Consider the following 24,426-nt stretch of genomic DNA (forward strand, 5'->3'; position numbering starts at 1 on the left):
CCGTCCCGCAATCCGGACTCGGGTTGCGGGGCGGCGATCACTTCCGTTACGTTCCTGTACCAGGTCATGAGTGACAGTCATGAGGCCCCGGCCGGCTGTCCGGCAACCCTCCGTCCGTGGCGGGGTGCCCCGGGTGAAGACCAGGCCGCAGTCAGCAAGGTCTGCGGCAAGCGCGGACCCCTCGCGAACCCAGGGGTCCTGGTCGTCGAGGAGTCTTCCGTGAGCAACCGAATGCGATAGGGCCGCAGAGCCCCGCCTCCGCACCCCCTTCTTCGTTCTTTCCGCGCTGTGCCGCGCGTCCTCACGGGAGTTCCGCCATGTCTGTCTCCACCGCTGCCTCCGACCGTTCGGTTTGTGCCCCCCTGCCCGTTCTGGGCCGGGATGTCACCGTCCCGCTCGTCACCGGTGGCGAGGTCACCTACGCCGCCCTCGACTACGCCGCCAGCGCCCCCGCCCTGCAGCGCGTCTGGGACGACGTGGCCGCCTACGCGCCGTACTACGGCAGCGTGCACCGCGGTGCCGGGTACCTCTCCCAGCTGTCCACCGACCTGTTCGAGAACGCCCGGCACACGATCGCGGAGTTCCTCGACTGCCGCGAGGGCGACCAGGTCGTCTTCACCCGCTCCACCACGGACTCGCTGAACCTGCTGGCCCGGGCGATCCCGGCCGACTGCCAGGTCTTCGTCTTCGAGACCGAGCACCACGCCTCGCTGCTGCCCTGGCAGCACGCGAAGGTCACCTACCTCAACGCCCCGCGCACCCCGCAGCAGGCCGTGCAGACCCTGGAGCGCGCGCTCGCCGACCGCGACCCGTACGGGCCCGCCCTGGTCTGCGTCACCGGCGCCTCCAACGTCACCGGCGAGCTGTGGCCGGTGCGCGAGCTGGCGGCCGCCGCGCACGCCCACGGCGCCCGGATCGTCCTGGACGCCGCCCAGCTGGCCCCGCACCACCCGGTGAGCGTGCGCGACCTCGACGTCGACTGGGTCGCCTTCTCCGGTCACAAGCTGTACGCCCCGTTCGGCTCCGGCGTCCTCGCTGGCCGCGCCGACTGGCTCCAGGCCGCCGACCCCTACCTCGCCGGCGGCGGAGCCAGCCGCAAGGTCGCCCGGCGCGAGGACGGCGGAGTGGACGTGGAGTGGCACGACAGCGCCGCCCGCCACGAGGCCGGCTCCCCGAACGTGATCGGTGCCTACTCCATCGCCTCCGCCTGCAAGGCGCTGACCGAGGCCGGCTGGGACGCCCTGGTCGCCCGCGAGCAGCATCTGATCGCCACGGTCCGTGAGGGCCTGGCCGAGGTGCCCGAGGTGAGGATCCTCTCCCTGTTCGGCGACGACGCCCCCCGGGTCGGTGTGATCTCGTTCGTCGTCGAGGGCTGGAACAGCTCCCACTTCGCCGCGGCCCTGTCCGCCGAGTACGGCATCGGCGTCCGCGACGGCCTCTTCTGTGCCCACCCGCTGGTGCGCACCCTGCTCGGCAGCGACCCCCAGACCCAGGGCGAGTGCGGCGCCCCCGAGGCGGCCCCGGGCGAGAAGTCCCTCAACGCGATCCGCGTGAGCTTCGGCGCCGGCACCCCCGACGAGCACGTCGAGCGCTTCGTCACGGCGGTGAGGGAACTGGTCACCCAGGGCGCGCAGTGGACCTACCGGACGGAAGACGGCCGCTGCGTCCCCGCGGTCTGAGGTGCCGTAGCGCCCGGGGGAGGCGGTGTACGCCCGGTCAGGAATCCAGGCCGATGGCGAACGCCGCCTCCAGGTCGTGCTGCGAGTACGTCCGGAACGCCACGTGCGTGTCCGTGCCCTCGACACCGGGGATCTTGCTGATGCGCCCCGGGATGACCTCCGCGAGGTCCTCGTGCTGACGCACCCGCACCATGGCGATCAGGTCGTACGTCCCGGTGACGGAGAAGACCTCGCTCACGGAGTCCAGCGAGGCGATCTGCTCGGCGATCTCGGGGATCTTGTCCACGCTGGTCTTGATGAGGACGATCGCGGTGATCACGGCTGGTTCTCTCCCTCGGGGGCCGGAGCAGGGGCGGCTTTCACTCTAGTGGCACGGCGGATGAAGACCCACGCGGCCAGGAAGCCCAGCCCGAAGCCGATCAGATGTGCCAGGTACGCCACTCCCGGCCCCTGCTCCGCCCGTCCCGCCGCGAGCCACTGCAGCGCCGCCCAGAACGGCAGCACGACCCAGGCCGGGAAGCGCAGCGGAACGAAGAACAGGAACGGCAGGAGACTGGTCACCCGGGCGCGGGGAAAGAGGGAGAGGAACGCGCCGAGGACCGCCGAGATCGCCCCCGAGGCGCCGACCAGCGACTGCTCGGATGCGGCGTGCGCGGCGGCGTATCCCAGCAGGGCCAGGTACCCGCAGCCGACGTAGAACACGACGAACCGGCCGCGGCCCATCCGTTCCTCGGTCATCGCTCCGAAGACGTAGAGGAAGAGCATGTTGCCGAGCAGATGGACCCAGCTGCCGTGCACGAACAGGGCGGTCACCGGGGTCAGGGCCGCCCGCGGTGAGCCCTGGAAGAGTTCGGCCGGGACCACGCCCCAGTGCCGGAAGTACGCCCGCTGGGCGGTGAGCAGCTCGTCACCGTGGCCGTAGACCGGGTTCACGCCCGCCGCCGGCCCCACCAGGAAGATCAGGCAGCACACGGCGATCAGTCCGTACGTCACCGGCGCGGAGGTGTGCCGGAAGGTCCTGGTCGCCTTGCCGACCGCGGTCGTCCAGTTGCCGATCATGTCTACAGAGCATGACGTAACGGGACGCATCGGACGAGGCCGCCTCGCCGCCGTGGACGGACCAGCGGCGAGTCACCGCCAGGCCGTAGGGTTACGACCCACACGCACCGGGGAGCCCGGTGCGTCAAGGACACTGGAAGAAAGCGAACAGTCACGATGACGGTTCCCCTGCCGACCGCCACGACGCGGTGGCGCTGCACGCTCTGCGGCAACCTCACCCGCTTCGACGTGACCCGCTCGTCGAAGGTCGTCGAGTACGTCCACCTCGATCTCGCGGGCGAGCCGAAGGTCGAGGAGCGCGAGGTGCTCAGTGAGACCATCGACTCGGTGCGCTGCCGCTGGTGCAACGCCGTGGACCAGGTGGAGCTCGTGGACCGGCCCGCGGCCGAGGCCTGAGCCGAGCGACCCCTCACGGCCGACAGGGAAACACGTACGACAGGTACAGGAGTGACGGATGGTGGAGACCACAGGCGGGGGGCCGGGCGACGGCGCCGCTGAGGTGCTCGACCGTCCGCTGCCCGACGGTGTGCGCCGCAAGGTCGTCCAGATCGTCGCGGACGGCTTCGGCGGACTGACCGTCGGCGAACTGCCCGCCCAGCTTCGGCAGTACGCGCGCTTCGCGCCGAACCGGCGGGCCAAGTTCGCCGGGAACGCGATGGCGGCCGCGCTGGAGACCGATGCGCTGTTCCGGCAGCGGATCGGCGAGAAGTTCAGAGAGGCGCAGCCGGAACTGGCCGGCGCCCTGGACTCCGGCTCGCCGCCCCCGGCCGCCGACCCGCTCGACGTGGCGGCCGCGGCCTATGTGCTGCGTCCGGCGGGCTGGGTCAAGCTGGTCACGGCGGCCGGTGAGGAGGCGCAGCGCGCCCACGCCGAACGCGTCGACGAGGAGAGCCGCGCCGAGCTGGAGCGGCTGCGCGAACTGCTCGCACACACCAAGGAGCACACCCGGGCCGAGACCGAGCGGCTGCGGGCGGACCTGGACCAGGCCAAGAAGGAAGCGGAATCGCTTCACCGCAAGCTGCGCGCCGCTCTCAGCGACGTCAAGCGCGGCGAGGCGGCCCTGCGCAAGGCGCAGGCCGAGATGGAGGCCCAGCGCGCCGAGGGGCAGGCGCAGGTGTCCGCGGCGGAGAGCGAGTCGCGGCGTCTCAAGGCGCGCCTCAGCGAGGCGGAGGCCGCCCTGGAGGCGACCCGGCGCGCGGCGCGCGAGGGCCGCAGCGTGGAGGACATGCGCGTCCGGCTGCTGCTGGACACCCTGCTGGACGCCGCCCAGGGGCTGCGGCGTGAACTCGCCCTGCCGCCGGTGTCCGTGCGTCCGGCCGAGACCGTGGACGCCGTCGAGCCGGGGCGGATGACGCCGAAGGACATCGCGGCGCGCGCGCTGTCCGAGAACGACCCGGCGATCCTCGACCAGTTGCTGGCGCTGCCGCAGGCGCACCTCGTCGTCGACGGCTACAACGTCACCAAGACCGGCTATCCCCAGATGCCGCTGGAGAAGCAGCGCCTGAGGCTCCTCGGGCAGCTGTCCGCGCTCGCCGCGCAGACCGGCGCCGAGGTCACCTGTGTCTTCGACGGGGCCGAGCTGGTCGCGCCGGTGCTGCTGGCGCCGCCGCGCGGGGTGCGGGTGCTGTTCTCCAAGCCGGGCGTGACGGCGGACGAGCTGATCCGTCAGCTGGTGCGCGCCGAGCCGCCCGGCCGTCCGGTCATCGTCGCCTCCACCGACCGGGAGGTGGCCGACGGCGTCGCGCGGGCCGGTGCCCGGCCGGTGGCTTCTGCGGTACTCCTCAAGCGACTGTCCTAGAAGGTGAAGACGCGGGCCCAATGCCCGAATTGAGGCCCCGGCCGCTCCACGGACGGTCAATCCCGTGTCACACCTGGTGAGTTGTGTGCAAAGAATGCATGTCGGGGCGGGATTTTTTGCTGTGAGGATTTGAATGATCACAAGAAGGTCACTAGGGTCTGCCATCGAACCTCCGAACGGGTGATCACTCACAAGAAGGAGTTCGCCTCCGTGGCGTCCCACCGTCGACCCAAGCAGCCGAGCCGTGCACGCGTGACCGTGCTGACCACCGCAGCCGCCGCTGCCGTCGCCATCAGCGCGCAGGCGGCCAGCGCCGCGCCCAGCGAGAAGCCGAGCAAGGACGAGGTCAAGGCCAAGGTCGACAAGCTCTACGAGGAGGCCGAGCAGGCCACCGAGCAGTACAACGGCGCCAAGGAGAAGCAGGAGAAGCTCCAGAAGGACATCTCCACCATCCAGGACAGCGTGGCGCGCGGCCAGGAGGAACTGAACGAACTGCGGGACGGCATAGGCCAGGCGGCCGCCGCCCAGTACCGCAGCGGCAGCATCGACTCCTCCGTCCAGCTGTTCCTCTCCGCCGACCCGGACGACTACCTCGACAAGGCCTCCACGCTCGACCAGTTGAGCGGCCAGCAGGTCGAGGCGCTGAAGAAGATCCAGGAGAAGCAGCGCCAGCTCGCCCAGGAGCGCTCCGAGGCCGCCGCCAAGCTCAAGGACCTCTCCGCCACCCGCACCGAGCTGGGCAAGAAGAAGAAGGAAGTCCAGGGCAAGCTCGCCGACGCGCAGAAGCTGCTCAACTCCCTGACCGCCGCCGAGAAGGCCGCGATGGCCGCCGAGGACGCCCGCGCCAGCCGCTCCGCGAGCGCGCGCGTCGACCTCGGCAACAGCAAGGCCGCCTCCGGCCGGGCCGCCGCCGCCTTCTCCGCCGCACAGACGAGACTCGGCTCGCCGTACGTCTACGGCGCCACCGGCCCCTCCTCCTTCGACTGCTCGGGCCTGACCTCCTGGGCCTACGCCCAGGCCGGCGTCACCATCCCGCGCACCTCCCAGGAGCAGGCCAACGCCGGCACGCGCATCTACTCCATGAGCGACCTCCAGGTCGGCGACCTGGTGCTCTTCTACGGCGACCTGCACCACGTCGGCCTCTACGCGGGCAACGGCCAGGTGCTGCACGCCCCGCGCACCGGCACCGTCGTGCGCTACGAGTCGATCAACAACATGCCGTTCCAGTTCGGCGTGCGGATCTGACCGTCGCACCGCGCGCCGGGACACCCCGGGCTCGACAAGATCAACACGTCGTGCCGCCCGAACGGGCGAATCCTGGCGACGGGAAATGACCCCACGCCCCGCCGATGACCTGCGTCAGCGGCGGGGCGTCACCGTGTGTGGCCGCGGCGGTCTTTGGCCGCCGGCCCGTGGCGGGGCTACTGTCTGCCGCGTTTCCCCCGGCCTTCGCCTTCACGGTGTTCCCGGTGCCGCGGGGAACAGTCCTGTTCCCCAGTGGAAGGAGCGCGGCCGCCCGTGGCATCCCATCGCCGTCGCCTCGCGCACTCCGGGTTCGACCGGGGCGCGTACGCCGCCCTCAGTGTGCTGTCCGTCGCGGCCGCCGCCCTCGGCGCCGTACCGGCGGGCTCCGCCGTGGCCGCTCCCCAGGGCGACGCCCGGGCCGAGGTGGACCGCCTCTACGAGGAGGCCGAGAAGGCCACCGAGGCGTACAACAAGGCCGATGAGCGGGCCGACACGCTGCGCCGGGAGGTCGGCGACAGCCAGGATCTGATCGCCCGTCAGCAGGAGAAGGTCAACGCCCTGCGGGAGACCCTGGGTTCACTGGCCGGTGCCCAGTACCGCTCCGGCGGCATGGACCCGGCGGTGGCGCTGCTGTTCTCCGCCGACCCCGACGACTACCTGGACAAGGCCTCCGTGCTCGACCGGATCACCGCCCACCAGGCGGGCCAGCTGCACGAGCTGCAGGGCGCCCTGCGCGAACTCGCCCAGGAACGCGCCGAGGCGACCCGGCAGCTGGCCGAACTCGAACGCAGCCGCGCCGCCGTCGCTCGGCACAAGAAGACCGTCGAGCACAAGCTCGCCAAGGCGCGGCAGCTGCTCAACTCCCTGCCGGACGCCGAACGCGCCGCCTACGAGCGCACCTCGCGCTCCGGCCGCACCGACCTGCCCGACATCGGCGGGGCCGTGCCGGCCTCCGGGCGGGCCGCCGCCGCTCTCGCCGCCGCCCGCGCCGCCCTCGGCAGGCCGTACGTGTGGGGCGCCAACGGACCCTCCGGGTTCGACTGCTCGGGTCTGATGCAGTGGGCGTACGCACGGGCCGGGGTGCACCTGCCGCGTACCTCGCAGGAGCAGCGCTTCGCCGGCCGGCAGGTGCCGCTCTCCCAGGCCCGCCCCGGGGACCTGATCGTCTACCGCTCCGACGCCAGCCACGTCGGGATGTACGTCGGGAACGGCCGGGTCATCCACGCCCCCTACCCGGGCGCCCCGGTGCGCTACGACCCGGTCGGCATGCTGCCGATCTCCTCGGTGACCCGGGTCTGAGCGTGCCCTGTCCCCGTACCCTCGGGAAGGTGGCTGGTCGAGGGCGTACGTCGGGGATGTCGGTTCTCGTCTCGGTGTGCCTGCTGCTCGCCTCCCTCGCGGGGTGCGGGGCGCGGTCCGGCGCCGGCGCGGTGCGGGCCGACGCGCAGCGTCTGCTCGACCGGCGGGCGCAGGCGGTACTGGACCACGACGCGCGGGCCTACCGCACCACGGGGACCCAGGCCGGGTTCGCCGCAGTGGCCGCGGTACCGCTCACGTCGTGGTCGTACCGGGTGACCGGGGTGCGGCGCAGCGGCGACACCGCGACCGTGGACGCCGAGCTGCGCTACCGGGTGCGCGGGTACGACCAGGCGCCGGTCACGGCGGGGCGCACGCTCACGCTCACCCGTTCCCCGCACGGCCGCTGGTCGGTCGCCGCCGACCGGCCCGCGCCGAAGTCCGCCGGCCAGCTGTGGGACCAGGGCACGGTACGGGTCGTGCGCGGGCGGCACAGCCTCGTGCTCGGCGTCGGCCAGTCCGACGGCCAGTTGCGCGCCTACGCCGCGCTCGCCGACCGGGCGGTGCCTGCGGTGACCGACGCCTGGGGGGCGAACTGGCCCGGCCGGGTGGTGGTGCTGGTGCCGGAGTCGCTGGAGGGGATGGCGCGGCTGCTCGGCTCGCCCGCCTCCTCCTACCGGGGGATCGCCGCCGTCACCACGGGCGAGACCGGGGCACCCGCCAAGGCGGCCGCCGACCGGGTCATCGTCAACCCCGACGCCTACGGCATGCTCGGCGCGCTCGGCCGGCAGGTGGTCCTCACGCACGAGACCACGCATGTGGCCACCCGGCGCGCCACCGACGCCGCGACGCCGCTGTGGCTGTCGGAGGGGTACGCCGACTGGGTCGGCTACCGCGGCAGCGGACGCACGGCGGCGCAGGCGGCGCCGGAACTCCAGCGCGCCGTGGCCGACGGCGAGGTCCCGGACGCGCTGCCGAGCGACCGGGACTTCGGCTTCGCCGGGGACGCCGGGCAGCTGGCGCGGGCGTACGAGAGCGGCTGGCTGGCCTGCCGGATGATCGCCGAGCGGTGGGGCGAGGCGCGGCTGCGCGCGTTCTACCGCGCGGTGGGCCGGCACCGGGAGCGGGCCGGGGCGGTGGAGGACGCGATGCGGACATCGCTCGGCGTCACCCTGCCGGACTTCACCGCCCAGTGGCGCGACTACCTGCGGGCGCAGCTGGCCGAAGGCTGAGCGGCGGTACGGCTGGGCCGGGGCCGCTTGCCAGGCCGGGGCTGTGTGCGGTGCGGGGCCGCTTGCGTGCGGGGCTGTGTGCGGGGTGCGGCGGGAGGTCAGTCCGGGCGCTCCAGCTCGTCGATCGCCTCCCTGAGCCAGGCCCGCTCCGCCTCGCCGGTGGCCCGGGCGACCCGCAGCATGCCCCGGCGGAACAGATCGCCGGCCTCCTCCGCGCGCACCGGGCTGCCGTCCCGGTAGAAGAAGCTGGCGGGGGCTTCGAGGAACTCCAGGCGGCGGCGCAGGACGGCCGCCTGCTCGCGGCGGTCCGGCAGATGGCGCAGGAACGCCAGGACGACGTTGAAGCGGACCTGGTCGGTGATCTCCACCTGCTTCGGCCGCCGCAGGCGCTCCAGCAGGTCCGCCCGGCCGGCCTCGGTGAGGGACAGCACCCGGCGGGGTGCCGCGCTCGCGCCCTCCTCGGTGCGCTGGCCGAGCTTGCCCGCGGTGACCAGACGGGTGATCGCCGGATACAGCGCGCCGTCACTCACCGGGCGGACATGGCCTTGCAGCGCCTTGATGCGCTCCTTCAGCTCGTAGCCGTGCAACGGCTCCTCGGCGAGGAAGCCCAGGATCGACAGCTCCAGCACGCATCCTCCTTGCGGGTGATCTCCGGGCCATGGTACCCCTTGTCGAGCTACCTCGGATCGAGGTAGGCCGCTGTCGAGGGGGACGTATGGACGCACATCGCAGGCAACTGATCGCACTGGCGCACCCGGTCTACTTCTCCCTGCTGGCCTCCGTCGCCGCCGGGATCATCAACACCGTCTGGGTCTCCCGCCTCGGCGGACCCGCCGTGGCCGCCGTGGCCGTGGCCACCAACACCGAGAACGTGCTGCTGGGCGTGGCCCTCGTCTTCGCCTCCGGGACGACCGTGCTGGTCGCTCACGCCCGAGGGGCACGGGATCCGGGGGCCGTGCGCTCGGCAGTGCGGGGCGGATGGGCGCTGTTCGGGGTCGTCACCCCGGTCGTCGTGGCGGCCGGGTTCCTGCTGCGCGCACCGCTGGCCCGGCTGGTGCTCGGCGGCGGGGACGGGGCAGCCGTCCCACTGGCCACCGCCTACTTCGCCGTCTCCCTGCCGGGTGTCGCCGTCTTCTACGCCCAGCAGCTCCTCGACGCCGTCCTCAAGGGCGCCGGCGACACCCGCACCCCGATGCGCCTCGCCCTGCTGGCCAACGCCTTGATCCTGGTCGCCGACCCGTTCTTCATCCACCTCTACGGCGTCCGCGGCGCCGCCGCCTCCACCGTCCTGTGCCGCTGCGTCGCCCTCGCCGCGGGGTTCGCCGCGCTGCGCCGCAACGCCCTGCTGCGCGCGGCCGGCGCGGCGACGCCCGCGGAACCGGTCCCGGCCGCCCTGCGGCGGACCCTGGTCACCGGGCTGCCGATGTCCGCCGACTTCACCGTGCGGCAGACCGGCGCGCTCGTCCTCGTCGCGATCGTGGCGCGGATCGGGGTGACGGCGGTCGCCGCCTACGCCATCGCCTACAAGGTCATGTACGTGGCCACCATGGCCTTCTACTCGGTCCGGCAGGCCGCCTCCATCCACACCGCGCACACCCGCGGAGAGGGCCGCGACGCACGGCGGGCGATCGGCCGGCAGGCCGTGCTGGTCTCCGGGACGGTGGGCGTCGCCGCCGCCGCGCTGCTGGCCCTCGCAGCCCCCTGGATCATGGCCGCCTTCGGCGCCGGGCCCGCCGTGGCCCACGACGGTGTGCTCTTCCTGCGTTGCGTCGGCCCCTATCTGCTGCTGATGGCCTGCTTCATCGCGCTCGGCGGGGTCTTCGAGGGCAGCGGCGGAGCGCCCGCCCTGCTGCGGGTCACCCTCGCCGGTACGGCCGTCCAGCTGCCGCTCGCCCTGGCGCTGGCCGGGCTCGGGCTGCCGGGGGTGTGCCTGGCGCTCGCGCTGGCGATGGCCGTGCAGTGCGCGGCGGTGGCGGTGCTGCTGCGGCGCTCCCCGGCGCCGGAGGAGGAGAAGGTCTCCCTGGTCCGGGCCGCCTGAGGCCCGGCCCGGTTCAGGAGGCGACCGGCGTCCTGCCCGGGTCGGCCGTCCGGGCCGGGACCGCCTTGCGGGGCACGGGCGGGACCGTCGAGCGCCACAGCACGACGGCGGCGGTGACGGTGGCGGCGACGAGCAGGCCGTTGCGGGCGAACAGCAGCGTCATGCCCAGGTTGTCGCTCGCGACCACATTGCCGAAGTGGACCGGGAACTCCAGCACCGTGAACAGCGTCGCCGCCAGCACCAGCGCCGCCGGCCACCGCATGCGCGTGGCGCGGAAGCACAGGCACACCGCCGCCAGACCGACCAGCCACACCAGGTACTGCGGGCTGATCACCCGGCTCGTCGTGGTGAACAGCAGCACGGCGGTGAATGCCGCGTCCGCCAGGGAGTGCGGCGAGAACACGGACGCCAGCACCCGCCACAGCAGCAGCCAGGCGAACACCGCCCCGGTCAGCGCCAGTGCCGCCGTGCTGACGACCTGGACGTAGGGCCCGAGGAATTCCACCGAGCCGTAGTTGAGCAGCACCTGCCCGTTCCAGCCGAAGTGCCGGGCCACGTGGAAGACCGTCGAGCCCAGGGACTCCACCTCGGTGCCCCGGTCCCGCTGGGCGGTCAGGAAGGCGAAGGCGCCGGGCATCCACAGCGCGAAGCCGGCCGCCAGCACCGCGGCGGTCACCGCGGCCGTCGTCCAGGCCCGTCGCCGGGCCGCGCCCCACACGCCGACCAGGAGCAGCGCCGGCCACACCTTCAGCATCGCCCCGAAGGCGGCCAGCGCGCCCATCAGCCGCGGTCGGCGCACACCGGCGAGCAACGCGGCCACGGCCACCGCGGTCACCATCACGTCGTACCGGGCGTACACCGTCGGGCCGAGCAGCGGGACGCCGACCGCCCACATCCAGGGGCCCCACAGCGACTTGCCGGGGCGCCGGCCCGCGTACACGAGCAGCGCGAACGCCACCAGGTCGGCGAGGAAGGCGAGGACGAAGAAGGCGTGCGCGAAGCCGAGGAAGGGGAGCGCGGCGGGGGAGAGGATCGCCAGCGCGGCCGCGGGCGGGTACTGCCAGGTGACGTCCTGCTGCGGGAACGTTCCGCCACGCAGGACGTCGTACCAGCCCTGGTAGATCACCCACACGTCGCTGGTGACGTCCGGGCCGGGGAAGACGTACACCCGGAAGACGAACAGCAGCAGCACCAGTCGGGTCACCGCCCACACGGCGAGCAGCCCGGTCAGGGACCACCTGGTGGCCGTCGTCTTCACGTGATCCCCGTCCGTTCGCATACCTGCCTGAAGGACATGATGGCGTGCCGGACTGTGTGCCTGCCACATCCGGGGGCTCTTGTAAGGTCGGCGGCGATGCACAAGACCCTGATCGTGACGAACGACTTCCCGCCCCGGCCGGGCGGCATCCAGGCCTTCCTGCACAACATGGCGCTCCGGCTGGATCCCGAGCGGGTCGTCGTCTACGCCTCCACGTGGAAGCGCGGCCGGGAGGGCGCCGAGGCGACCGCCGCCTTCGACGCCGAGCAGCCCTTCACCGTCGTACGCGACGCGACGACGATGCTGCTGCCGACGCCCCGGGTGACCCGGCGGGCGGTGGGACTGCTGCGCGAGCACGGGTGCACGTCGGTGTGGTTCGGGGCGGCCGCACCGCTCGGGCTGATGGCACCGGCGCTGCGCAGGGCGGGCGCACGGCGGCTGGTCGCCACCACCCACGGACACGAGGCGGGCTGGGCCCAGCTGCCCGCGGCGCGGCAGCTGCTGCGCCGGATCGGCGAGGGCACCGACACGTTCACCTACCTCGGCGAGTACACGCGCTCGCGGATCGCCGGGGCGCTGACCCCCGAGGCGGCCGCGCGCATGGTGCAACTGCCGCCGGGGGTCGACGAGAAGACCTTCCATCCCGCGTCCGGCGGTGACCAGGTGCGCGCCCGGCTCGGGCTGAGCGACCGGCCCGTCGTCGTGTGCGTCTCGCGGCTCGTGCCGCGCAAGGGGCAGGACACGCTCATCCAGGCCATGCCGCGCATCCTGGCGGCCGAGCCGGACGCGGTGCTGCTGATCGTCGGCGGCGGACCGTACGAGAAGGACCTGCGCCGGCTCGCCGCCGAGACCGGGGTCGCCGATTCGGTGCGCTTCACCGGCGCGGTGCCCTGGTCGGAGCTGCCCGCGCACTTCGGCGCCGGGGACGTGTTCGCCATGCCGTGCCGGACGCGGCGCGGCGGGCTCGACGTGGAGGGCCTCGGGATCGTCTACCTGGAGGCCTCCGCGACCGGACTGCCGGTCGTCGCGGGCGACTCCGGCGGGGCGCCCGACGCGGTCCTCGACGGCGAGACCGGCTGGGTGGTGCGCGGAGGTTCCCCGCAGGAGGCCGCCGAACGCATCGTCGCCCTCCTCGGCGACGCGGAACTGCGCCGGCGGATGGGGGAGCGGGGCCGGCAGTGGGTCGAGGAGAAGTGGCGCTGGGACCTGCTGGCGGAGCACCTGAAGGATCTGCTGTAGCCGGCCGGACACGTCGATGGCGCGGCCCCCGGTGAGGGTGCCGCGCCATCCGGGCGCTACCCGCCCCTACTTCGCGTAGATCGCCTCGATCTCGTCCGCGTAGTCCTTCGCCACGACGTTCCGCTTCAGCTTCAGCGACGGGGTCAGATGCCCGGACTCCTCCGTGAACTGCGCCCCGAGGATGCGGAACTTGCGCACCGACTCCGCCTTGGACACCGCCGCGTTGCCGTCGTCGACCGCCGCCTGGATCGCCGCCAGCAGATCCGCGTCGTCCCGCAGCGACGCCACCGTGGCGCCGGCCGGCTTGCCGTGCTCCGCGGCCCAGCGGCCCAGGAACTCCTCGTCGAGGGTGACCAGCGCGCCCACGAACGGCCGTCCGTCGCCCACCACCATGCACTCCGCGACCAGCGCGTGCGCCCGGATGCGGTCCTCGATCACGGCCGGGGCGACGTTCTTGCCGCCCGCGGTGACGATGATCTCCTTCTTGCGCCCGGTGATCCGCAGATAGCCGTCCTCGTCGAGGGTGCCGATGTCACCGGTGTGGAACCAGCCGTCGGCCAGCGCCTCGCCGGTGGCGCCCGGGTTGTTCCAGTACTCCTTGAACAGGTGCTCGCCGTGCAGCAGCACCTCGCCGTCGTCGGCGATGCGGACCACCGAGCCGGGCAGCGGCTGGCCGACCGTGCCGATCTTCTGCCGGTCCCACGGGTTGAACGCGGTCGCGGCACAGGACTCGGTCAGGCCGTAGCCCTCCAGCACGGTGAAGCCGATGCCGCGGAAGAAGTGGCCGAGGCGCTCGCCGAGCGGGGCGCCGCCGGAGATGGCGTACTCGCCACGGCCGCCGAGGACCGCGCGGAGCTTGCTGTAGACGAGCTTGTCGAAGACCTTGTGCTTGACCTTCAGACCGAGGGACGGGCCCGTGGGGGTGCCCAGCGCCTTGCTGTAGGCGATCGCGGTGTCGGCGGCCTTGTCGAAGATCGCGCCCTTGCCGTCGGCCTGCGCCTTGGCGCGCGCGGAGTTGTACACCTTCTCGAACACGCGCGGCACGCCGAGGATCAGCGTCGGGCGGAAGGCGGCCAGCTCGTCGGTGAGGTTCTTGATGTCGGGGACGCAGCCCAGCTTGATCGGCGCCATCATCGGCGCGACCTGCACCAGGCGCCCGAAGACGTGCGCGAGGGGGAGGAACAGCAGCACCGAGCACTCACCGGTGCGGAACAGCGGGCGCAGCCGCTCCACGACGTTGCCGCACTCGGCGAAGAAGGCACGGTGGGTGAGCACACAGCCCTTGGGGCGGCCGGTGGTGCCGGAGGTGTAGACGATCGTCGCCGGGTCGTCGGCCTTGGCGAGCGAGCTGCGCTCCTCCACCGTCTCGTCGGAGACGTCCCGGCCGGCCCGGCCCAGCTCCTCGAGGGCGCCGGCCTCGATCTGCCAGATGTGCTTGAGGGCGGGCAGCTGCTCGCGCACCGACTCCACGGCGGCGGTGTGCGTGTCCAGCTCGGTGAGGCAGGCGGTGGCGCCCGAGTCGGACAGGATCCACTGCACCTGCTCCGGGGAGCTGGTCTCGTACACCGGGACGGTGATCGCGCCCGCGCTCCAGATCGCGAAGTCGAGCAGGGTCCACTCGTAGCGGGTGCGGGACATCAGGCCGACCCGGTCGCCCGGCTGCACACCGGAGGCGATCAGGCCCTTGGCGGCGGCGTGGACCTCGGCCAGGAACGCCGTGGCCGTCACGTCCTGCCAGGCCCCTGCGACCTTACGGGCGATGACGGCGACGTCCGGGTGCTGCGCGGCGTTTCTGCGGACGATGTCGGTCAGGTTGCCGTCCGCAGGGACCTCGTACAAAGCCGGAAGGCTGAACTCGCGCAAGACTGCTGCTCCTCATAGGGCGCCGGCGCCACGACGTTGTGTGATGCGACGGTCCGGTCCAAGGCTCGGTCAGATGCTCGGGAGCCGCCAGGAGGATGGGGAGCCCACTGGTTGAAATCCTGAGCACGACTGGACGGCCCGGACGTTACCCGCCGGTATGGCTTCTTCGACAGGGGGTCCCGGCGAGATGTTCGCTGCGTCACACAGATTGGTGTTCCTTCGCGCACAGTAGTCCACCGCTTTCCTGACTAGCCAGTAACCGCAGGTCCGGCTGCCACTGTTCACAGGTGCACCGCTGCGCCTACGCTTGATCGCCATGTCATCCACACCGGCCCGCGGGCGCAGGACACGTGTTCATGTGGTCAGTGACGTGCACGGCAACACCCGGGACCTGGCCCGCGCCGGGGACGGCGCCGACGCCCTGATCTGCCTGGGCGACCTCGTCCTCTTCCTCGACTACGCCGACCACTCCCGCGGCATCTTCCCCGACCTGTTCGGAACGGAGAACGCCGACCGGCTCGTCGCACTGCGCACCGCCCGCCGCTTCAAGGAGGCCGGCGAGCTCGGCGCCCGGCTGTGGGCGGGCATCGAGGGCGAGCGCGCCGCGGTGATCGAGCAGGCGGTGCGGCGGCAGTACACGGAGCTGTTCGCGGCGTTCCCGACGCCGACCTACGCCACCTACGGCAACGTCGACATGCCGGCCCTGTGGAAGGAGTACGCCGGTCCGGGCACCACCGTCCTCGACGGTGAGCGCGTCGAGATCGGCGGCTGGACCTTCGGTTTCGTCGGCGGCGGCCTGCGCACGCCGATGCGCACGCCGTACGAGATCTCCGACGAGGAGTACGCGGCGAAGATCGAGGCGGTCGGCGAGGTCGACGTCCTGTGCACGCACATCCCGCCGGAGGTGCCGGAGCTCGTCTACGACACCGTCGCGCGCCGCTTCGAGCGGGGCAGCCGCGCCCTGCTGGACGCGATCCGGCGCACCCGGCCGCGGTACTCCCTGTTCGGGCACGTGCACCAGCCGCTGGTGAAGCGGATGCGTCTCGGGGCGACCGAGTGCGTGAACGTCGGGCACTTCGCGGGGACCGGCAAGCCGTGGGCGCTGGAGTGGTGACCGGCGGTGAAGGCGGCTGGTCGCGGGCGCGGTAGCCTTCACACCGCACCTGTTACCTCTCCCAACCGGCCCGCATCTGGAGGAGCCACGGCGATGGCGGAACACACCAGCTCGAGCATCGTGATCGAGGCGGCACCGGCCGACGTCATGGCGGTCATCGCCGACTTCGCCCGCTACCCCGACTGGACCGGGGAGGTCAAGGAGGCGGAGGTCCTCAAGACCGACGAGGCGGGACGCGCGGAGCAGGTGCGGCTCGTGATGGACGCGGGCGCGATCAAGGACGACCAGACGCTGGCGTACACCTGGACCGGCGGCGACGAGGTCTCCTGGACGCTGGTGAAGTCGCAGATGCTGCGGTCCCTGGACGGCTCGTACCAGCTGAAGCCGGTCGGCACGGGGTCGACGCAGGTCACGTACGCCCTGACCGTGGACGTCAAGATCCCCATGCTCGGCATGATCAAGCGCAAGGCCGAGAAGGTCATCATCGACCGGGCCCTGGCGGGTCTGAAGAAGCGGGTCGAGTCGGGGCAGTGAGCGGGGCCCCCTGACCGGTCGCCGGGTGCGGGCCACGGGTGGCCGGCCGCCCGGGTTCCCCGGGCCCCGGGGGGCCGCGGCACGGGCCACCGCACGGCCGGCGTCGGCTTCGGTAGCGTTCACCCTCATGCGCACCCTCCTGATCACGGGCCCCGGCGGCAGTGGCCGTACGACCATCGCGGCCGCCACCGCACTCGCCGCCGCCCGGCAGGGCACCCGCACGCTCGTCCTCAGTGCCGACCGCAGCGACACCCTCGGCGCGGTCCTCGGCACGGCCACCGGACCGGCCCCCACCCGGGCCGGCGAGAACCTCACCGCCTGGCGCCCCGACGCCACCGCCGGATTCCGCGACGACCTCACCGGCTTCCAGAACCGCGCCGCGAGCGTCCTCGACCTGCTCGGCGCCTCCCGCCTGGACCCCGAAGAGGTCACCCCGCTGCCCGGCGCCGAGGAACTCACCCTGCTGCGCGCCCTGCGCGACGCCACCCTCGCCGAGACCCACGACCTCCTCGTCGTCGACCTGCCGCCCACACCGCAGGCCCTCGCCCTGCTCTCCCTCCCCGAGGAGCTGCGCCGCTACCTGCGCCGCCTCCTGCCGCCGGAGCGGCAGGCCGCCCGCGCGCTGCGCCCGGTCCTCGGCCGCCTGGCCGGCGTCCCCATGCCGGCCGACTGGCTGTACGACACCGCCGGCCGCTGGGACACCGAGCTGGCCGCGGTCGAGGCCGTCCTCTCCGACCGGCGCACCGCCGTACGCCTCGTCGCCGAACCCGGCCCCGCCGGCACCGACGCCCTGCGCACCGCCACCCTGGGGTTCGCCCTGCGCGCCCTGCCCGTGGAGTCGGCGGTCGCCAACCGCGTCCTGCCGGAGGACGCCGCCGGCCCCTGGCTCGCCGGTCCCGTGGCCCAGCAGCGCAAGGCCCTGGAGGAGTGGCGGGAGACGTACGGCCCGGTGCACGAGGTCGGTCACCTCGGCCGGGACCCGCGCGGCACCGACGACCTCGTCGCCCTCGCCGTACCCGGCGCCGACCCGGCGCCCGCCCCCGTCGAGTGGCCCCTCGCCGACCGCATCGCCGACGACGGCGTCCTCGTCTGGCACCTCCCCCTGCCCGGCGCCGTACGGGAGGAGCTCGACCTCGTGCGGCGCGGCGACGAACTCCTCGTCACCGTCGGCCCCTTCCGCCGTATCGTCCCGTTGCCCTCGGCCCTGCGCCGCTGCACCGTCGACGGGGCCGCCCTGCGCGACGGCGAGCTGTGCGTCCGCTTCGCGCCCAACCCCGCGCTGTGGCCCCGCGAGCGGTGAACCGCCTACCGCCGTTCGGGTAACGTCGTAAGGACCAGCCGTAGTCAGGAGTGCGTCATGAGCGAAGAGCACCCCCCGTCCGGTGCCGGTGAGCAGGAGAGCGCCGGCGAGGAGTTCCGCGCCACCGACGCCGACGCCTGGGCCGCCGCCTGCGCCGAGGACCTGGCGGCGGAGAAGGCCCGCCGGCGCACGCAGCACGGCCCGCCGCCCGGCTCGGCCGCAGAGGAGCTGAAGAAGCTGGTCGACTCGGTCGCCGAGAAGCTCTCCGGCATCCAGTCACCCCTGCTCGGCTCGCTCGCCGGGCCGGCCGCCCAGCAGGTGGTGCGGCAGGTCGTGGAGCAGGCCAAGGCCGCCGTCGAGCCGGTCATCGAGCGCAACCCGGACGTCTTCGACCACCTCGCGGCGGCCGGCAGCGAGCTGCTCGCCGCCTACCGCTCGGCCGTCCAGGCCCAGGAGAAGCGCTGGACGGCCGGCGCGAGCGACCTGGACGAGGACCTGCGCGGGCGCGGCGACGACGACGGCCCCGGCCAGCGCATCGACCTCGACTGAGCCCCGCCCGCGTCGGCGCCGGGTCCACCGGGCGGACGACGGCGACCCGAGGGCGAACGCCTCGGGTACCGTGGGCCGTAGCGGGGCTCGACCGAAACTGAGGGATTCATGGGACTCACCATCGGCGTCGACATCGGCGGCACGAAGATCGCGGCCGGCGTGGTCGACGAGGAAGGCAACATCCTCTCGACCTTCAAGGTGCCGACCCCCACCACGCCCGAGGCCATCATCGACGCCATCGCCTCGGCGGTGGAGGGCGCACGCGCGGGGCACGAGATCGTCGGTGTGGGCATCGGCGCCGCCGGTTACGTCAACCGGCAGCGCTCCACGGTCTACTTCGCACCCAACATCGACTGGCGCAACGAGCCGCTGAAGGAGAAGGTCGAGGCGCGCACCGGCCTCCCGGTCGTCGTGGAGAACGACGCCAACGCCGCCGCGTGGGGCGAGTACAAGTTCGGCGCGGGCAAGGGCCACCGCAACGTCATCTGCATCACGCTCGGCACCGGTCTCGGCGGCGGCATCATCATCGGCAACAAGCTGCGCCGCGGCCACTTCGGCGTGGCCGCCGAGTTCGGCCACATCCGCATGGTCCCGGACGGCCTGCTGTGCGGCTGCGGCTCGCAGGGCTGCTGGGAGCAGTACGCCTCCGGCCGCGCCCTCGTGCGCTACGCCCGGCAGCGCGCCAACGCCACCCCGGAGCGCGCCGAGATCCTGCTCGGCCTCGGCAACGGCACCCCCGACGGCATCGAGGGCAAGCACATCTCCGTGGCCGCCCGCCAGGGCGACAAGGTCGCCGTCGACTCCTACCGCGAGCTGGCCCGCTGGGTCGGCGCCGGACTCGCCGACCTCGCCTCCCTCTTCGACCCCTCCGCCTTCATCGTCGGCGGCGGCCTGTCGGACGAGGGCGAACTGGTCCTCGACCCGATCCGCAAGTCGTACAAGCGCTGGCTGGTCGGCGGCAACTGGCGCCCGGTCGCCGAGGTCCGCGCCGCGGAACTGGGCAACGAGGCCGGCCTGGTGGGCGCCGCCGACCTGGCCCGGGAGCCCGACCCGATCATGTAACACTTCTCGGCGCACGGCCACGCTGCCGACCCAAGGGGCGCGGGGAACTGCGCGACCAGCCACGACGAACCGGCGGTCGCGCACGTACCCCCGCGCCCGAGTCATGTGGCGCCCCCGGCTCCCGCGGCGGCTTAAATGGACGGCATGGCAACCCCGCTCCTCCCCAACTCCCGCACGGAACCGGACGGTTCCGCCACCGTCCGCGTCCTGAACTACAACATCCGCTCGATGCGCGACGACACCGACGCCCTCGCCCGTGTCATCCGTGCCTGCGCCCCCGACCTGGTCCTGATCCAGGAGGCCCCCCGCTTCTTCCGCTGGCGCAAGAAGCTCGCCCGGCTCGCCCACGCGACGGACCTCGCCATGGTCACCGGTGGCGCCACCACCACGGGACCGGCCATCCTGAGCAGCCTGCGCGCCACAGTCGAACGCACCGAGGACGTGCTGCTGCCCCCGCCCGGCAATCCGGACCTGCACCGCCGCGGTCTGGCCACGGCGGTGGTCCGCTTCGGCGCCGCCCGGCTCGGCGTGGTCAGCTGCCACCTGTCCCTGGACGACGACGAGCGCCACACCCAGGCCGGGCTGCTCCTGGAGCGGCTGGAGGCGCTGGACGTGGAGCACGTCGTGGTCGGCGGCGACGTCAACGAACGCCCCGACGGCCCCGCCTTCCGCCGTATCACCGAGAGCCTGCGGGACTGCCGTGCCGTGACGCCCTGGGGCGGCGAGAACACCTGGACCTCCGCCGACCCCTACCAGCGCATCGACGCGATCTTCGCCACCCAGGGCATCGAGGTGCTCGGCTGCGGTGTGCCCGCCGGCACGCCCGGGGTCACGGAGGCAGACCTGAGGGCGGCCACCGACCATCTGCCGGTTCTGGCCGCCCTCACAATTCCCGCGTCGTAGGAGGCCTCAGACGACGGCCCCGCGCCCGGGGTCCCCGTCGTCCTCCTCGTCCGTCCGCATCCGCATCACCAGCGTCACGCAGCCGCCGAGGAAGCCGCCGACCGAGAGGGTCGTCAGCCACCAGGTCATGTCCCAGCGCAGCAGCACCGCCAGCAGGAGCAGCAGCGGGCCGCCGATCACACCGAGCCAGGCGAACTTCGCCGTCGCGTCCGCCTCGGGCAGCGGCGGCGGCTCCGGCGGGACGAAGTGGCCCTCGTCGTCCTCGTCGAAGTCGTCGTCGGAGGCGTCGGGCGGGCTGTGGTCGCGCGGGCCGAGGCCGGGGGCGAAGGAGACCGAGCTGCCGAGCGGCCGGACCGGTTTCGCCGGCTTGCGCTCCTCCGGCTCGTCGTCGGTGGGTTCCGGCAGCGCCAGATCCTCCACCGACCGGAACGGTCTGCTGCCCGGGGGGTCCGGCGGCTCCTCACCGTAGGCGGCGATGATCGCCTTCCACGCGGCTTCCTCGTCGAAGGGGACGTTCTGCTCCTGGGGCTCGCGCGCGTCGCGCTCGTCGCGGCCCTCGCGCTCTTCGCGCTCCGAGTCGTGCTCAGCCACCTGCCGCCGTCCCTTCCTTGCCGAAGCTGGGTGCGAGCCGGCCGATGAACGCGAGGCTCTCGGCGAAGATGCGGTCCGCGTCGTGGTCCAACGTCGCCACGTGGTAGCTCTGTTCCAGCAGGATCTCCGTGACGTCGGTGGACGAAACGCGGCTGAGGATGCGCGCCGAGTCGGCCGGCGGGACCACATGGTCCTGCGGGCTGCGCAGGAGCAGCAGCGGCTGCGTGACCTGCGGCAGCTCGCCGTCGACCAGCCGGAAGAAGTTCCGCAGCGAATGCGCCGCGTGCAGCGGCACCCGGTCGTAGCCCAGCTCGGCGCTGTTCGGCTTGGCGATGTCGCTGGCGATGCCCTTCGTCGCCGGCACCACGTGACGTACGACGGGCAGGGCGTGCGCGGCGAGGCCGTGCACCTTGTTCGCGGGGTTGACCACGACGACGCCCTCGACGGCGTCCCCGTGCCGCGCGGCGAGCCGCAGGGCGAGCGCGCCGCCCATGGACAGCCCGGCCACGAAGACGCGCGCGCACCGCCCGCGCAGGGCGCGCAGCTCGCGGTCCACCTCCGCGTACCAGTCGGGCCAGCCGGTGACCTGCATGTCCTCCCAGCGGGTGCCGTGCCCCGGCAGCAGCGGCAGCGATACGGTCAGGCCGTGCTCGGCGAGGTACTCCGCCCAGGGGCGCAGCGACTGCGGGGAACCGGTGAAGCCGTGGCAGAGGAGGACCCCCACCTCCCCGCCCTCGTGGCGGTACGGCTCGGCTCCAGGAAGGACCGGCACGGTCGGTCTCCTGTTCATGAGAAGGGTGTGAACTGCTCCCAAGACTTCCAGGTGAGCTTCACCGTACGCGACCGCACTGACACCGACCAGGGGCGTCGGTCTCTTCGCGGCCCTCCGGGTTAAGGTCTGTTCGACACATACAGGAGGCACTCGGTTGTTGTACGGCGCGATGAAGGTTTCTATCGGAGGGTCGCTGAAGCTCGTCTTCCGGCCCTGGGTGGAAGGCCTGGAGAACGTCCCGGCCGAGGGCCCGGCGATCCTGGCGAGCAACCACCTGTCCTTCTCCGACTCGTTCTTCCTGCCCGCGGTGCTCGACCGCAAGGTCACGTTCATCGCGAAGGCCGAGTACTTCACCACGCCCGGGGTCAAGGGCCGGTTGACGGCGGCGTTCTTCAAGGGCGTCGGCCAGCTCCCGGTGGACCGCTCCGGCGCGCGCGGCGCCGGTGAGGCCGCGATCAAGAGCGGTATCGAGGTGCTGGAGCGCGGCGAGCTGTTCGGGATCTACCCCGAGGGCACCCGCTCGCCCGACGGCCGCCTCTACCGCGGCAAGCCGGGCGGCCTCGCGCGCGTGGCGCTCGCCACCGGCGCGCCCGTGCTCCCCGTCGCGATGATCGACACGGAGAAGATCCAGCCGCCCGGGAAGGTCGTCCCGAAGGTCATGCGGCCCGGCATCCGGATCGGCAAGCCGCTCGACTTCTCCCGCTACCAGGGCATGGAGCACGACCGGTTCGTGCTGCGCGCGGTGACCGACGAGGTCATGTACGAGATCATGAAGCTCTCCGGCCAGGAGTACGTCGACATGTACGCGACCGCCGCCAAGCGGCAGATCGCGGAGGCGGCGAAGGCGCAGAAGGAGGCCGACGCCGCGCTGGCGAAGGCCGAGAAGGAGCAGGCGAAGAAGGAGAAGGACGCCTAGAGGGCCTGCGGAGCGACGGGGGGACAAGGGGGCATGGCCAGACGCGAGCGCGTCATGCGCATGTCGGTCGAGCTGCCGCTGTGGCGTGCGCTGACCGCCTACCGGGTGCTCACCATGCTGTACGCGGTCGGCCTGTTCGCCACCGCTTACGACCGCTTCACCCGCCCCTGGCTGGCCGTCGCGTACTTTGCGGTGCTGTGCGTGTGGACGCTGGCCACCCTGCCCAGGGTCGCCAACGCGCAGAGCTGCACCCGGCGTTTCCTCGCCGCCGACCTGGCCGTCGCGCTGGCCGGCATCCTGCTGACCCCGCTCGCCGACAACCACCAGCGGATCGTGGACGGCGGTCCGACGCTGCCGTCGATATGGACCGCCGGCGCGGTGCTGGCGTTCGCCATCAAGGGCGGCTGGCGCTGGGCGGCGTACGCCTCCACGCTCGTCGCCGTCGCGAACCTCCTCGAACGCGGCGCCCCCGCACGCGACACCGTCCACAACGTGATCCTCGTCTGGGTCGCCTCCATCGCCATCGGCTACGTCGTCGAGGTGGCCCGCGCCTCCGAGCGCACCCTGGCCCGCGCCCTGGAGATCGAGGCCGCGACCAGGGAGCGGGAGCGGCTCGCCCGGGACATCCACGACAGCGTGCTGCAGGTGCTCGCCATGGTGAAGCGGCGCGGTGCCGCGCTCGGCGGTGAGGCGGGCGAACTGGGCCGGCTGGCCGGCGAGCAGGAGGTGGCGCTGCGCACCCTGGTCTCCGGCGGCCTGGTGCCCGTCTCCCGGCTGTCCGAGGACGCCGCCGAGGGGGCGTTCGTCCGGGCCGTGGAGGAACCGGACGACGACGCCGGCCCGGTCGACCTGCGCACGCTGCTCGCGCCGTACGCCGCGGACCGGGTCTCCTTCGCCGAGCCCGGCGCGCCCGTGCCGCTGCCGCCGCTCGCCGCGCGGGAGCTGGCCGCGGCCGTCGGGGCCGCACTGGACAACGTCCGCAGGCACGCGGGAGCCGGCGCCCGGGCCTGGATCCTGCTGGAGGACGAGGCCGACGAGATCGTGGTGACGGTCCGCGACGACGGCCCCGGCATCCCCGAGGGACGGCTCGCACAGGCCGAGGGCGAGGGGCGGCTCGGCGTGGCCCTGTCGATCCGCGGCCGGCTGCGCGACCTCGGCGGCAGCGCCGAACTGATCTCGACGCCCGGGCAGGGCACCGAAGTGGAACTGAAGGTACCGAAGGCGAAGGCCGCGCGGGGGAAGGCAGAACAGCGATGAGTGAGCAGCGGGACCCGATCAAGGTCATGGTGGTCGACGACCACCCGATGTGGCGCGACGCGGTCGCCCGCGACCTCGGGGAGTCCGGCTTCGAGGTGGTCGCCACCGCCGGCGACGGCGAGCAGGCCGTACGCCGGGCCAGGGCCGCCGCTCCCGACGTGCTCGTCCTCGACCTCAACCTGCCCGCCAAGCCCGGCGTCCAGGTGTGCAAGGAGGTCGTCGCGGCCAACCCGGCGCTGCGCGTGCTGGTGCTCTCCGCGAGCGGCGAGCACGCCGACGTACTGGAGGCGGTGAAGTCCGGCGCCACCGGCTATCTGCTCAAGTCCGCCTCCACCGAGGAGCTGCTGGACGCCGTGCGCCGCACCGCGGCCGGCGACCCGGTGTTCACGCCGGGCCTGGCGGGGCTGGTCCTCGGCGAGTACCGGCGCCTGGCCTCCGAGCCCGCGCCCGCCCCGGACGCCGGCGAGCCGAGCGCGCCGAGGCTCACCGACCGCGAGACGGAGGTGCTGCGGCTGGTCGCCAAGGGCCTGAGCTACAAGCAGATCGCCGAACGCCTCGTCATCTCCCACCGCACCGTGCAGAACCACGTGCAGAACACCCTCGGCAAGCTCCAGCTGCACAATCGGGTCGAGCTGGTGCGGTACGCGATAGAGCGCGGCCTGGACGACGAATGAGCGCGGTCCCGGTGACGAGTGAGTCGCCCGCGCACGGCCCCGTCGCA

General features: G+C 72.9%; 24 protein-coding genes and 1 riboswitch. Of the genes, 17 read left to right on the forward strand and 7 right to left on the reverse strand.

The window, feature by feature from the left end; genetic code table 11:
- Window positions 1-62 precede the first annotated feature (62 nt).
- Window positions 63-179, forward strand: a riboswitch (SAM riboswitch).
- 138 nt (window positions 180-317) lie between these two features.
- Window positions 318-1,679: an aminotransferase class V-fold PLP-dependent enzyme gene (locus ACZ64A_RS11275; protein ID WP_469809729.1), complete on the forward strand. Its 1,362-nt coding sequence runs from the start codon at window positions 318-320 to the stop codon at window positions 1,677-1,679.
- Between the two features lie 37 nt (window positions 1,680-1,716).
- Here the strand turns inward: ACZ64A_RS11275 and ACZ64A_RS11280 are convergent, their stop codons facing one another.
- The gene (locus ACZ64A_RS11280; RefSeq protein WP_469809730.1) at window positions 1,717-1,998 is read right to left on the reverse strand and encodes an Lrp/AsnC family transcriptional regulator; all 282 of its coding nucleotides are present in this window, start codon (window positions 1,996-1,998) and stop codon (window positions 1,717-1,719) included.
- Window positions 1,995-2,738: a rhomboid family intramembrane serine protease gene (locus tag ACZ64A_RS11285; protein ID WP_469809732.1), complete on the reverse strand. Its 744-nt coding sequence runs from the start codon at window positions 2,736-2,738 to the stop codon at window positions 1,995-1,997. Before ACZ64A_RS11285 ends, ACZ64A_RS11280 begins: the two co-directional genes overlap by 4 nt.
- Before the next feature lie 156 nt (window positions 2,739-2,894).
- Here ACZ64A_RS11285 and ACZ64A_RS11290 point away from each other — a divergent pair, with 156 nt between their 5' ends.
- From ACZ64A_RS11290 to ACZ64A_RS11310, 5 genes are all read left to right on the forward strand, one after another.
- Window positions 2,895-3,134: a hypothetical protein gene (locus ACZ64A_RS11290; RefSeq protein ID WP_469809734.1), complete on the forward strand. Its 240-nt coding sequence runs from the start codon at window positions 2,895-2,897 to the stop codon at window positions 3,132-3,134.
- A gap of 58 nt (window positions 3,135-3,192) precedes the next feature.
- The gene (locus ACZ64A_RS11295; RefSeq protein ID WP_469809735.1) at window positions 3,193-4,536 is read left to right on the forward strand and encodes an NYN domain-containing protein; all 1,344 of its coding nucleotides are present in this window, start codon (window positions 3,193-3,195) and stop codon (window positions 4,534-4,536) included.
- Window positions 4,537-4,746: 210 nt separating this feature from the next.
- Entirely contained in the window at window positions 4,747-5,781 is a 1,035-nt protein-coding gene (locus tag ACZ64A_RS11300; RefSeq protein ID WP_469810172.1) for a C40 family peptidase, read from the forward strand.
- 273 nt (window positions 5,782-6,054) lie between these two features.
- The gene (locus ACZ64A_RS11305; protein ID WP_469809736.1) at window positions 6,055-7,080 is read left to right on the forward strand and encodes a C40 family peptidase; all 1,026 of its coding nucleotides are present in this window, start codon (window positions 6,055-6,057) and stop codon (window positions 7,078-7,080) included.
- 29 nt (window positions 7,081-7,109) lie between these two features.
- Complete coding sequence (locus tag ACZ64A_RS11310) at window positions 7,110-8,309, forward strand: hypothetical protein (RefSeq protein ID WP_469809737.1); 1,200 nt, start codon at window positions 7,110-7,112, stop codon at window positions 8,307-8,309.
- A gap of 98 nt (window positions 8,310-8,407) precedes the next feature.
- Here ACZ64A_RS11310 and ACZ64A_RS11315 read toward each other — a convergent pair whose 3' ends face one another.
- Complete coding sequence (locus tag ACZ64A_RS11315; RefSeq protein ID WP_469809738.1) at window positions 8,408-8,938, reverse strand: PadR family transcriptional regulator; 531 nt, start codon at window positions 8,936-8,938, stop codon at window positions 8,408-8,410.
- A gap of 86 nt (window positions 8,939-9,024) precedes the next feature.
- Between ACZ64A_RS11315 and ACZ64A_RS11320 the strand changes: the two genes are divergently transcribed.
- Window positions 9,025-10,347, forward strand: a complete 1,323-nt coding sequence (locus tag ACZ64A_RS11320) for an MATE family efflux transporter (protein WP_469809740.1) — start codon at window positions 9,025-9,027, stop codon at window positions 10,345-10,347.
- A gap of 13 nt (window positions 10,348-10,360) precedes the next feature.
- Here ACZ64A_RS11320 and ACZ64A_RS11325 read toward each other — a convergent pair whose 3' ends face one another.
- On the reverse strand, window positions 10,361-11,605 hold the full coding sequence (locus ACZ64A_RS11325; RefSeq protein ID WP_469809741.1) for a glycosyltransferase 87 family protein: 1,245 nt from the start codon (window positions 11,603-11,605) through the stop codon (window positions 10,361-10,363).
- Window positions 11,606-11,701: 96 nt separating this feature from the next.
- Between ACZ64A_RS11325 and ACZ64A_RS11330 the strand changes: the two genes are divergently transcribed.
- Window positions 11,702-12,844, forward strand: coding sequence for a glycosyltransferase family 4 protein (locus ACZ64A_RS11330; protein ID WP_469809742.1), 1,143 nt, complete (start codon window positions 11,702-11,704; stop codon window positions 12,842-12,844).
- Window positions 12,845-12,910: 66 nt separating this feature from the next.
- On the opposite strand, the gene ACZ64A_RS11335 is transcribed toward ACZ64A_RS11330, so the two are convergent.
- Complete coding sequence (locus ACZ64A_RS11335) at window positions 12,911-14,707, reverse strand: AMP-dependent synthetase/ligase (protein ID WP_469809743.1); 1,797 nt, start codon at window positions 14,705-14,707, stop codon at window positions 12,911-12,913.
- Between the two features lie 316 nt (window positions 14,708-15,023).
- On the opposite strand from ACZ64A_RS11335, the gene ACZ64A_RS11340 reads away from it, so the two are divergent.
- From ACZ64A_RS11340 to ACZ64A_RS11365, 6 genes are all read left to right on the forward strand, one after another.
- Window positions 15,024-15,821 carry a metallophosphoesterase family protein gene (locus ACZ64A_RS11340; RefSeq protein ID WP_469809744.1) on the forward strand — a complete coding sequence of 266 codons (798 nt, stop codon included), beginning with the start codon at window positions 15,024-15,026 and terminating at the stop codon, window positions 15,819-15,821.
- 93 nt (window positions 15,822-15,914) lie between these two features.
- The gene (locus ACZ64A_RS11345) at window positions 15,915-16,355 is read left to right on the forward strand and encodes an SRPBCC family protein (protein ID WP_469809745.1); all 441 of its coding nucleotides are present in this window, start codon (window positions 15,915-15,917) and stop codon (window positions 16,353-16,355) included.
- Window positions 16,356-16,482: 127 nt separating this feature from the next.
- Entirely contained in the window at window positions 16,483-17,655 is a 1,173-nt protein-coding gene (locus ACZ64A_RS11350) for an ArsA family ATPase (RefSeq protein ID WP_469809746.1), read from the forward strand.
- Window positions 17,656-17,712: 57 nt separating this feature from the next.
- Window positions 17,713-18,204, forward strand: a complete 492-nt coding sequence (locus ACZ64A_RS11355) for a DUF5304 domain-containing protein (protein ID WP_469809747.1) — start codon at window positions 17,713-17,715, stop codon at window positions 18,202-18,204.
- A 108-nt stretch (window positions 18,205-18,312) separates the two neighbouring features.
- Window positions 18,313-19,266, forward strand: coding sequence for an ROK family glucokinase (locus ACZ64A_RS11360; protein WP_469809748.1), 954 nt, complete (start codon window positions 18,313-18,315; stop codon window positions 19,264-19,266).
- Window positions 19,267-19,410: 144 nt separating this feature from the next.
- Window positions 19,411-20,169 carry an endonuclease/exonuclease/phosphatase family protein gene (locus ACZ64A_RS11365; protein WP_469809749.1) on the forward strand — a complete coding sequence of 253 codons (759 nt, stop codon included), beginning with the start codon at window positions 19,411-19,413 and terminating at the stop codon, window positions 20,167-20,169.
- Between the two features lie 6 nt (window positions 20,170-20,175).
- Here the strand turns inward: ACZ64A_RS11365 and ACZ64A_RS11370 are convergent, their stop codons facing one another.
- Complete coding sequence (locus tag ACZ64A_RS11370; RefSeq protein WP_469809750.1) at window positions 20,176-20,760, reverse strand: hypothetical protein; 585 nt, start codon at window positions 20,758-20,760, stop codon at window positions 20,176-20,178.
- Window positions 20,753-21,532, reverse strand: coding sequence for an alpha/beta hydrolase (locus ACZ64A_RS11375; RefSeq protein WP_469809751.1), 780 nt, complete (start codon window positions 21,530-21,532; stop codon window positions 20,753-20,755). Before ACZ64A_RS11375 ends, ACZ64A_RS11370 begins: the two co-directional genes overlap by 8 nt.
- A gap of 169 nt (window positions 21,533-21,701) precedes the next feature.
- Here ACZ64A_RS11375 and ACZ64A_RS11380 point away from each other — a divergent pair, with 169 nt between their 5' ends.
- From ACZ64A_RS11380 to ACZ64A_RS11390, 3 genes are read left to right on the forward strand one after another with little or no spacing between them, the layout of a single operon-like run.
- Entirely contained in the window at window positions 21,702-22,448 is a 747-nt protein-coding gene (locus ACZ64A_RS11380) for a lysophospholipid acyltransferase family protein (RefSeq protein WP_469809752.1), read from the forward strand.
- A gap of 33 nt (window positions 22,449-22,481) precedes the next feature.
- Window positions 22,482-23,705 carry a MacS family sensor histidine kinase gene (macS, locus tag ACZ64A_RS11385; protein WP_469809754.1) on the forward strand — a complete coding sequence of 408 codons (1,224 nt, stop codon included), beginning with the start codon at window positions 22,482-22,484 and terminating at the stop codon, window positions 23,703-23,705.
- A complete protein-coding gene (locus ACZ64A_RS11390; protein WP_469809755.1) occupies window positions 23,702-24,379 on the forward strand; it encodes a response regulator in 678 nt (225 codons plus the stop codon). Before macS ends, ACZ64A_RS11390 begins: the two co-directional genes overlap by 4 nt.
- Window positions 24,380-24,426 lie beyond the last annotated feature (47 nt).

The sequence above is a fragment of the Streptomyces sp. NPDC104814 genome, assembly GCF_055583185.1.

Bases quoted from the DNA above. Each gene is read 5' to 3' on its own strand.
- ACZ64A_RS11275 (WP_469809729.1), top strand. From the start codon at position 318: ATGTCTGTCTCCACCGCTGCCTCCGACCGTTCGGTTTGTGCCCCCCTG.
- ACZ64A_RS11285 (WP_469809732.1), bottom strand. From the start codon at position 2,738: ATGATCGGCAACTGGACGACCGCGGTCGGCAAGGCGACCAGGACCTTC.
- ACZ64A_RS11290 (WP_469809734.1), top strand. From the start codon at position 2,895: ATGACGGTTCCCCTGCCGACCGCCACGACGCGGTGGCGCTGCACGCTC.
- ACZ64A_RS11295 (WP_469809735.1), top strand. From the start codon at position 3,193: ATGGTGGAGACCACAGGCGGGGGGCCGGGCGACGGCGCCGCTGAGGTG.
- ACZ64A_RS11320 (WP_469809740.1), top strand. From the start codon at position 9,025: ATGGACGCACATCGCAGGCAACTGATCGCACTGGCGCACCCGGTCTAC.
- ACZ64A_RS11330 (WP_469809742.1), top strand. From the start codon at position 11,702: ATGCACAAGACCCTGATCGTGACGAACGACTTCCCGCCCCGGCCGGGC.
- ACZ64A_RS11340 (WP_469809744.1), top strand. From the start codon at position 15,024: ATGTCATCCACACCGGCCCGCGGGCGCAGGACACGTGTTCATGTGGTC.
- ACZ64A_RS11345 (WP_469809745.1), top strand. From the start codon at position 15,915: ATGGCGGAACACACCAGCTCGAGCATCGTGATCGAGGCGGCACCGGCC.
- ACZ64A_RS11350 (WP_469809746.1), top strand. From the start codon at position 16,483: ATGCGCACCCTCCTGATCACGGGCCCCGGCGGCAGTGGCCGTACGACC.
- ACZ64A_RS11355 (WP_469809747.1), top strand. From the start codon at position 17,713: ATGAGCGAAGAGCACCCCCCGTCCGGTGCCGGTGAGCAGGAGAGCGCC.
- ACZ64A_RS11360 (WP_469809748.1), top strand. From the start codon at position 18,313: ATGGGACTCACCATCGGCGTCGACATCGGCGGCACGAAGATCGCGGCC.
- ACZ64A_RS11365 (WP_469809749.1), top strand. From the start codon at position 19,411: ATGGCAACCCCGCTCCTCCCCAACTCCCGCACGGAACCGGACGGTTCC.
- ACZ64A_RS11380 (WP_469809752.1), top strand. From the start codon at position 21,702: ATGAAGGTTTCTATCGGAGGGTCGCTGAAGCTCGTCTTCCGGCCCTGG.
- macS (WP_469809754.1), top strand. From the start codon at position 22,482: ATGGCCAGACGCGAGCGCGTCATGCGCATGTCGGTCGAGCTGCCGCTG.
- ACZ64A_RS11390 (WP_469809755.1), top strand. From the start codon at position 23,702: ATGAGTGAGCAGCGGGACCCGATCAAGGTCATGGTGGTCGACGACCAC.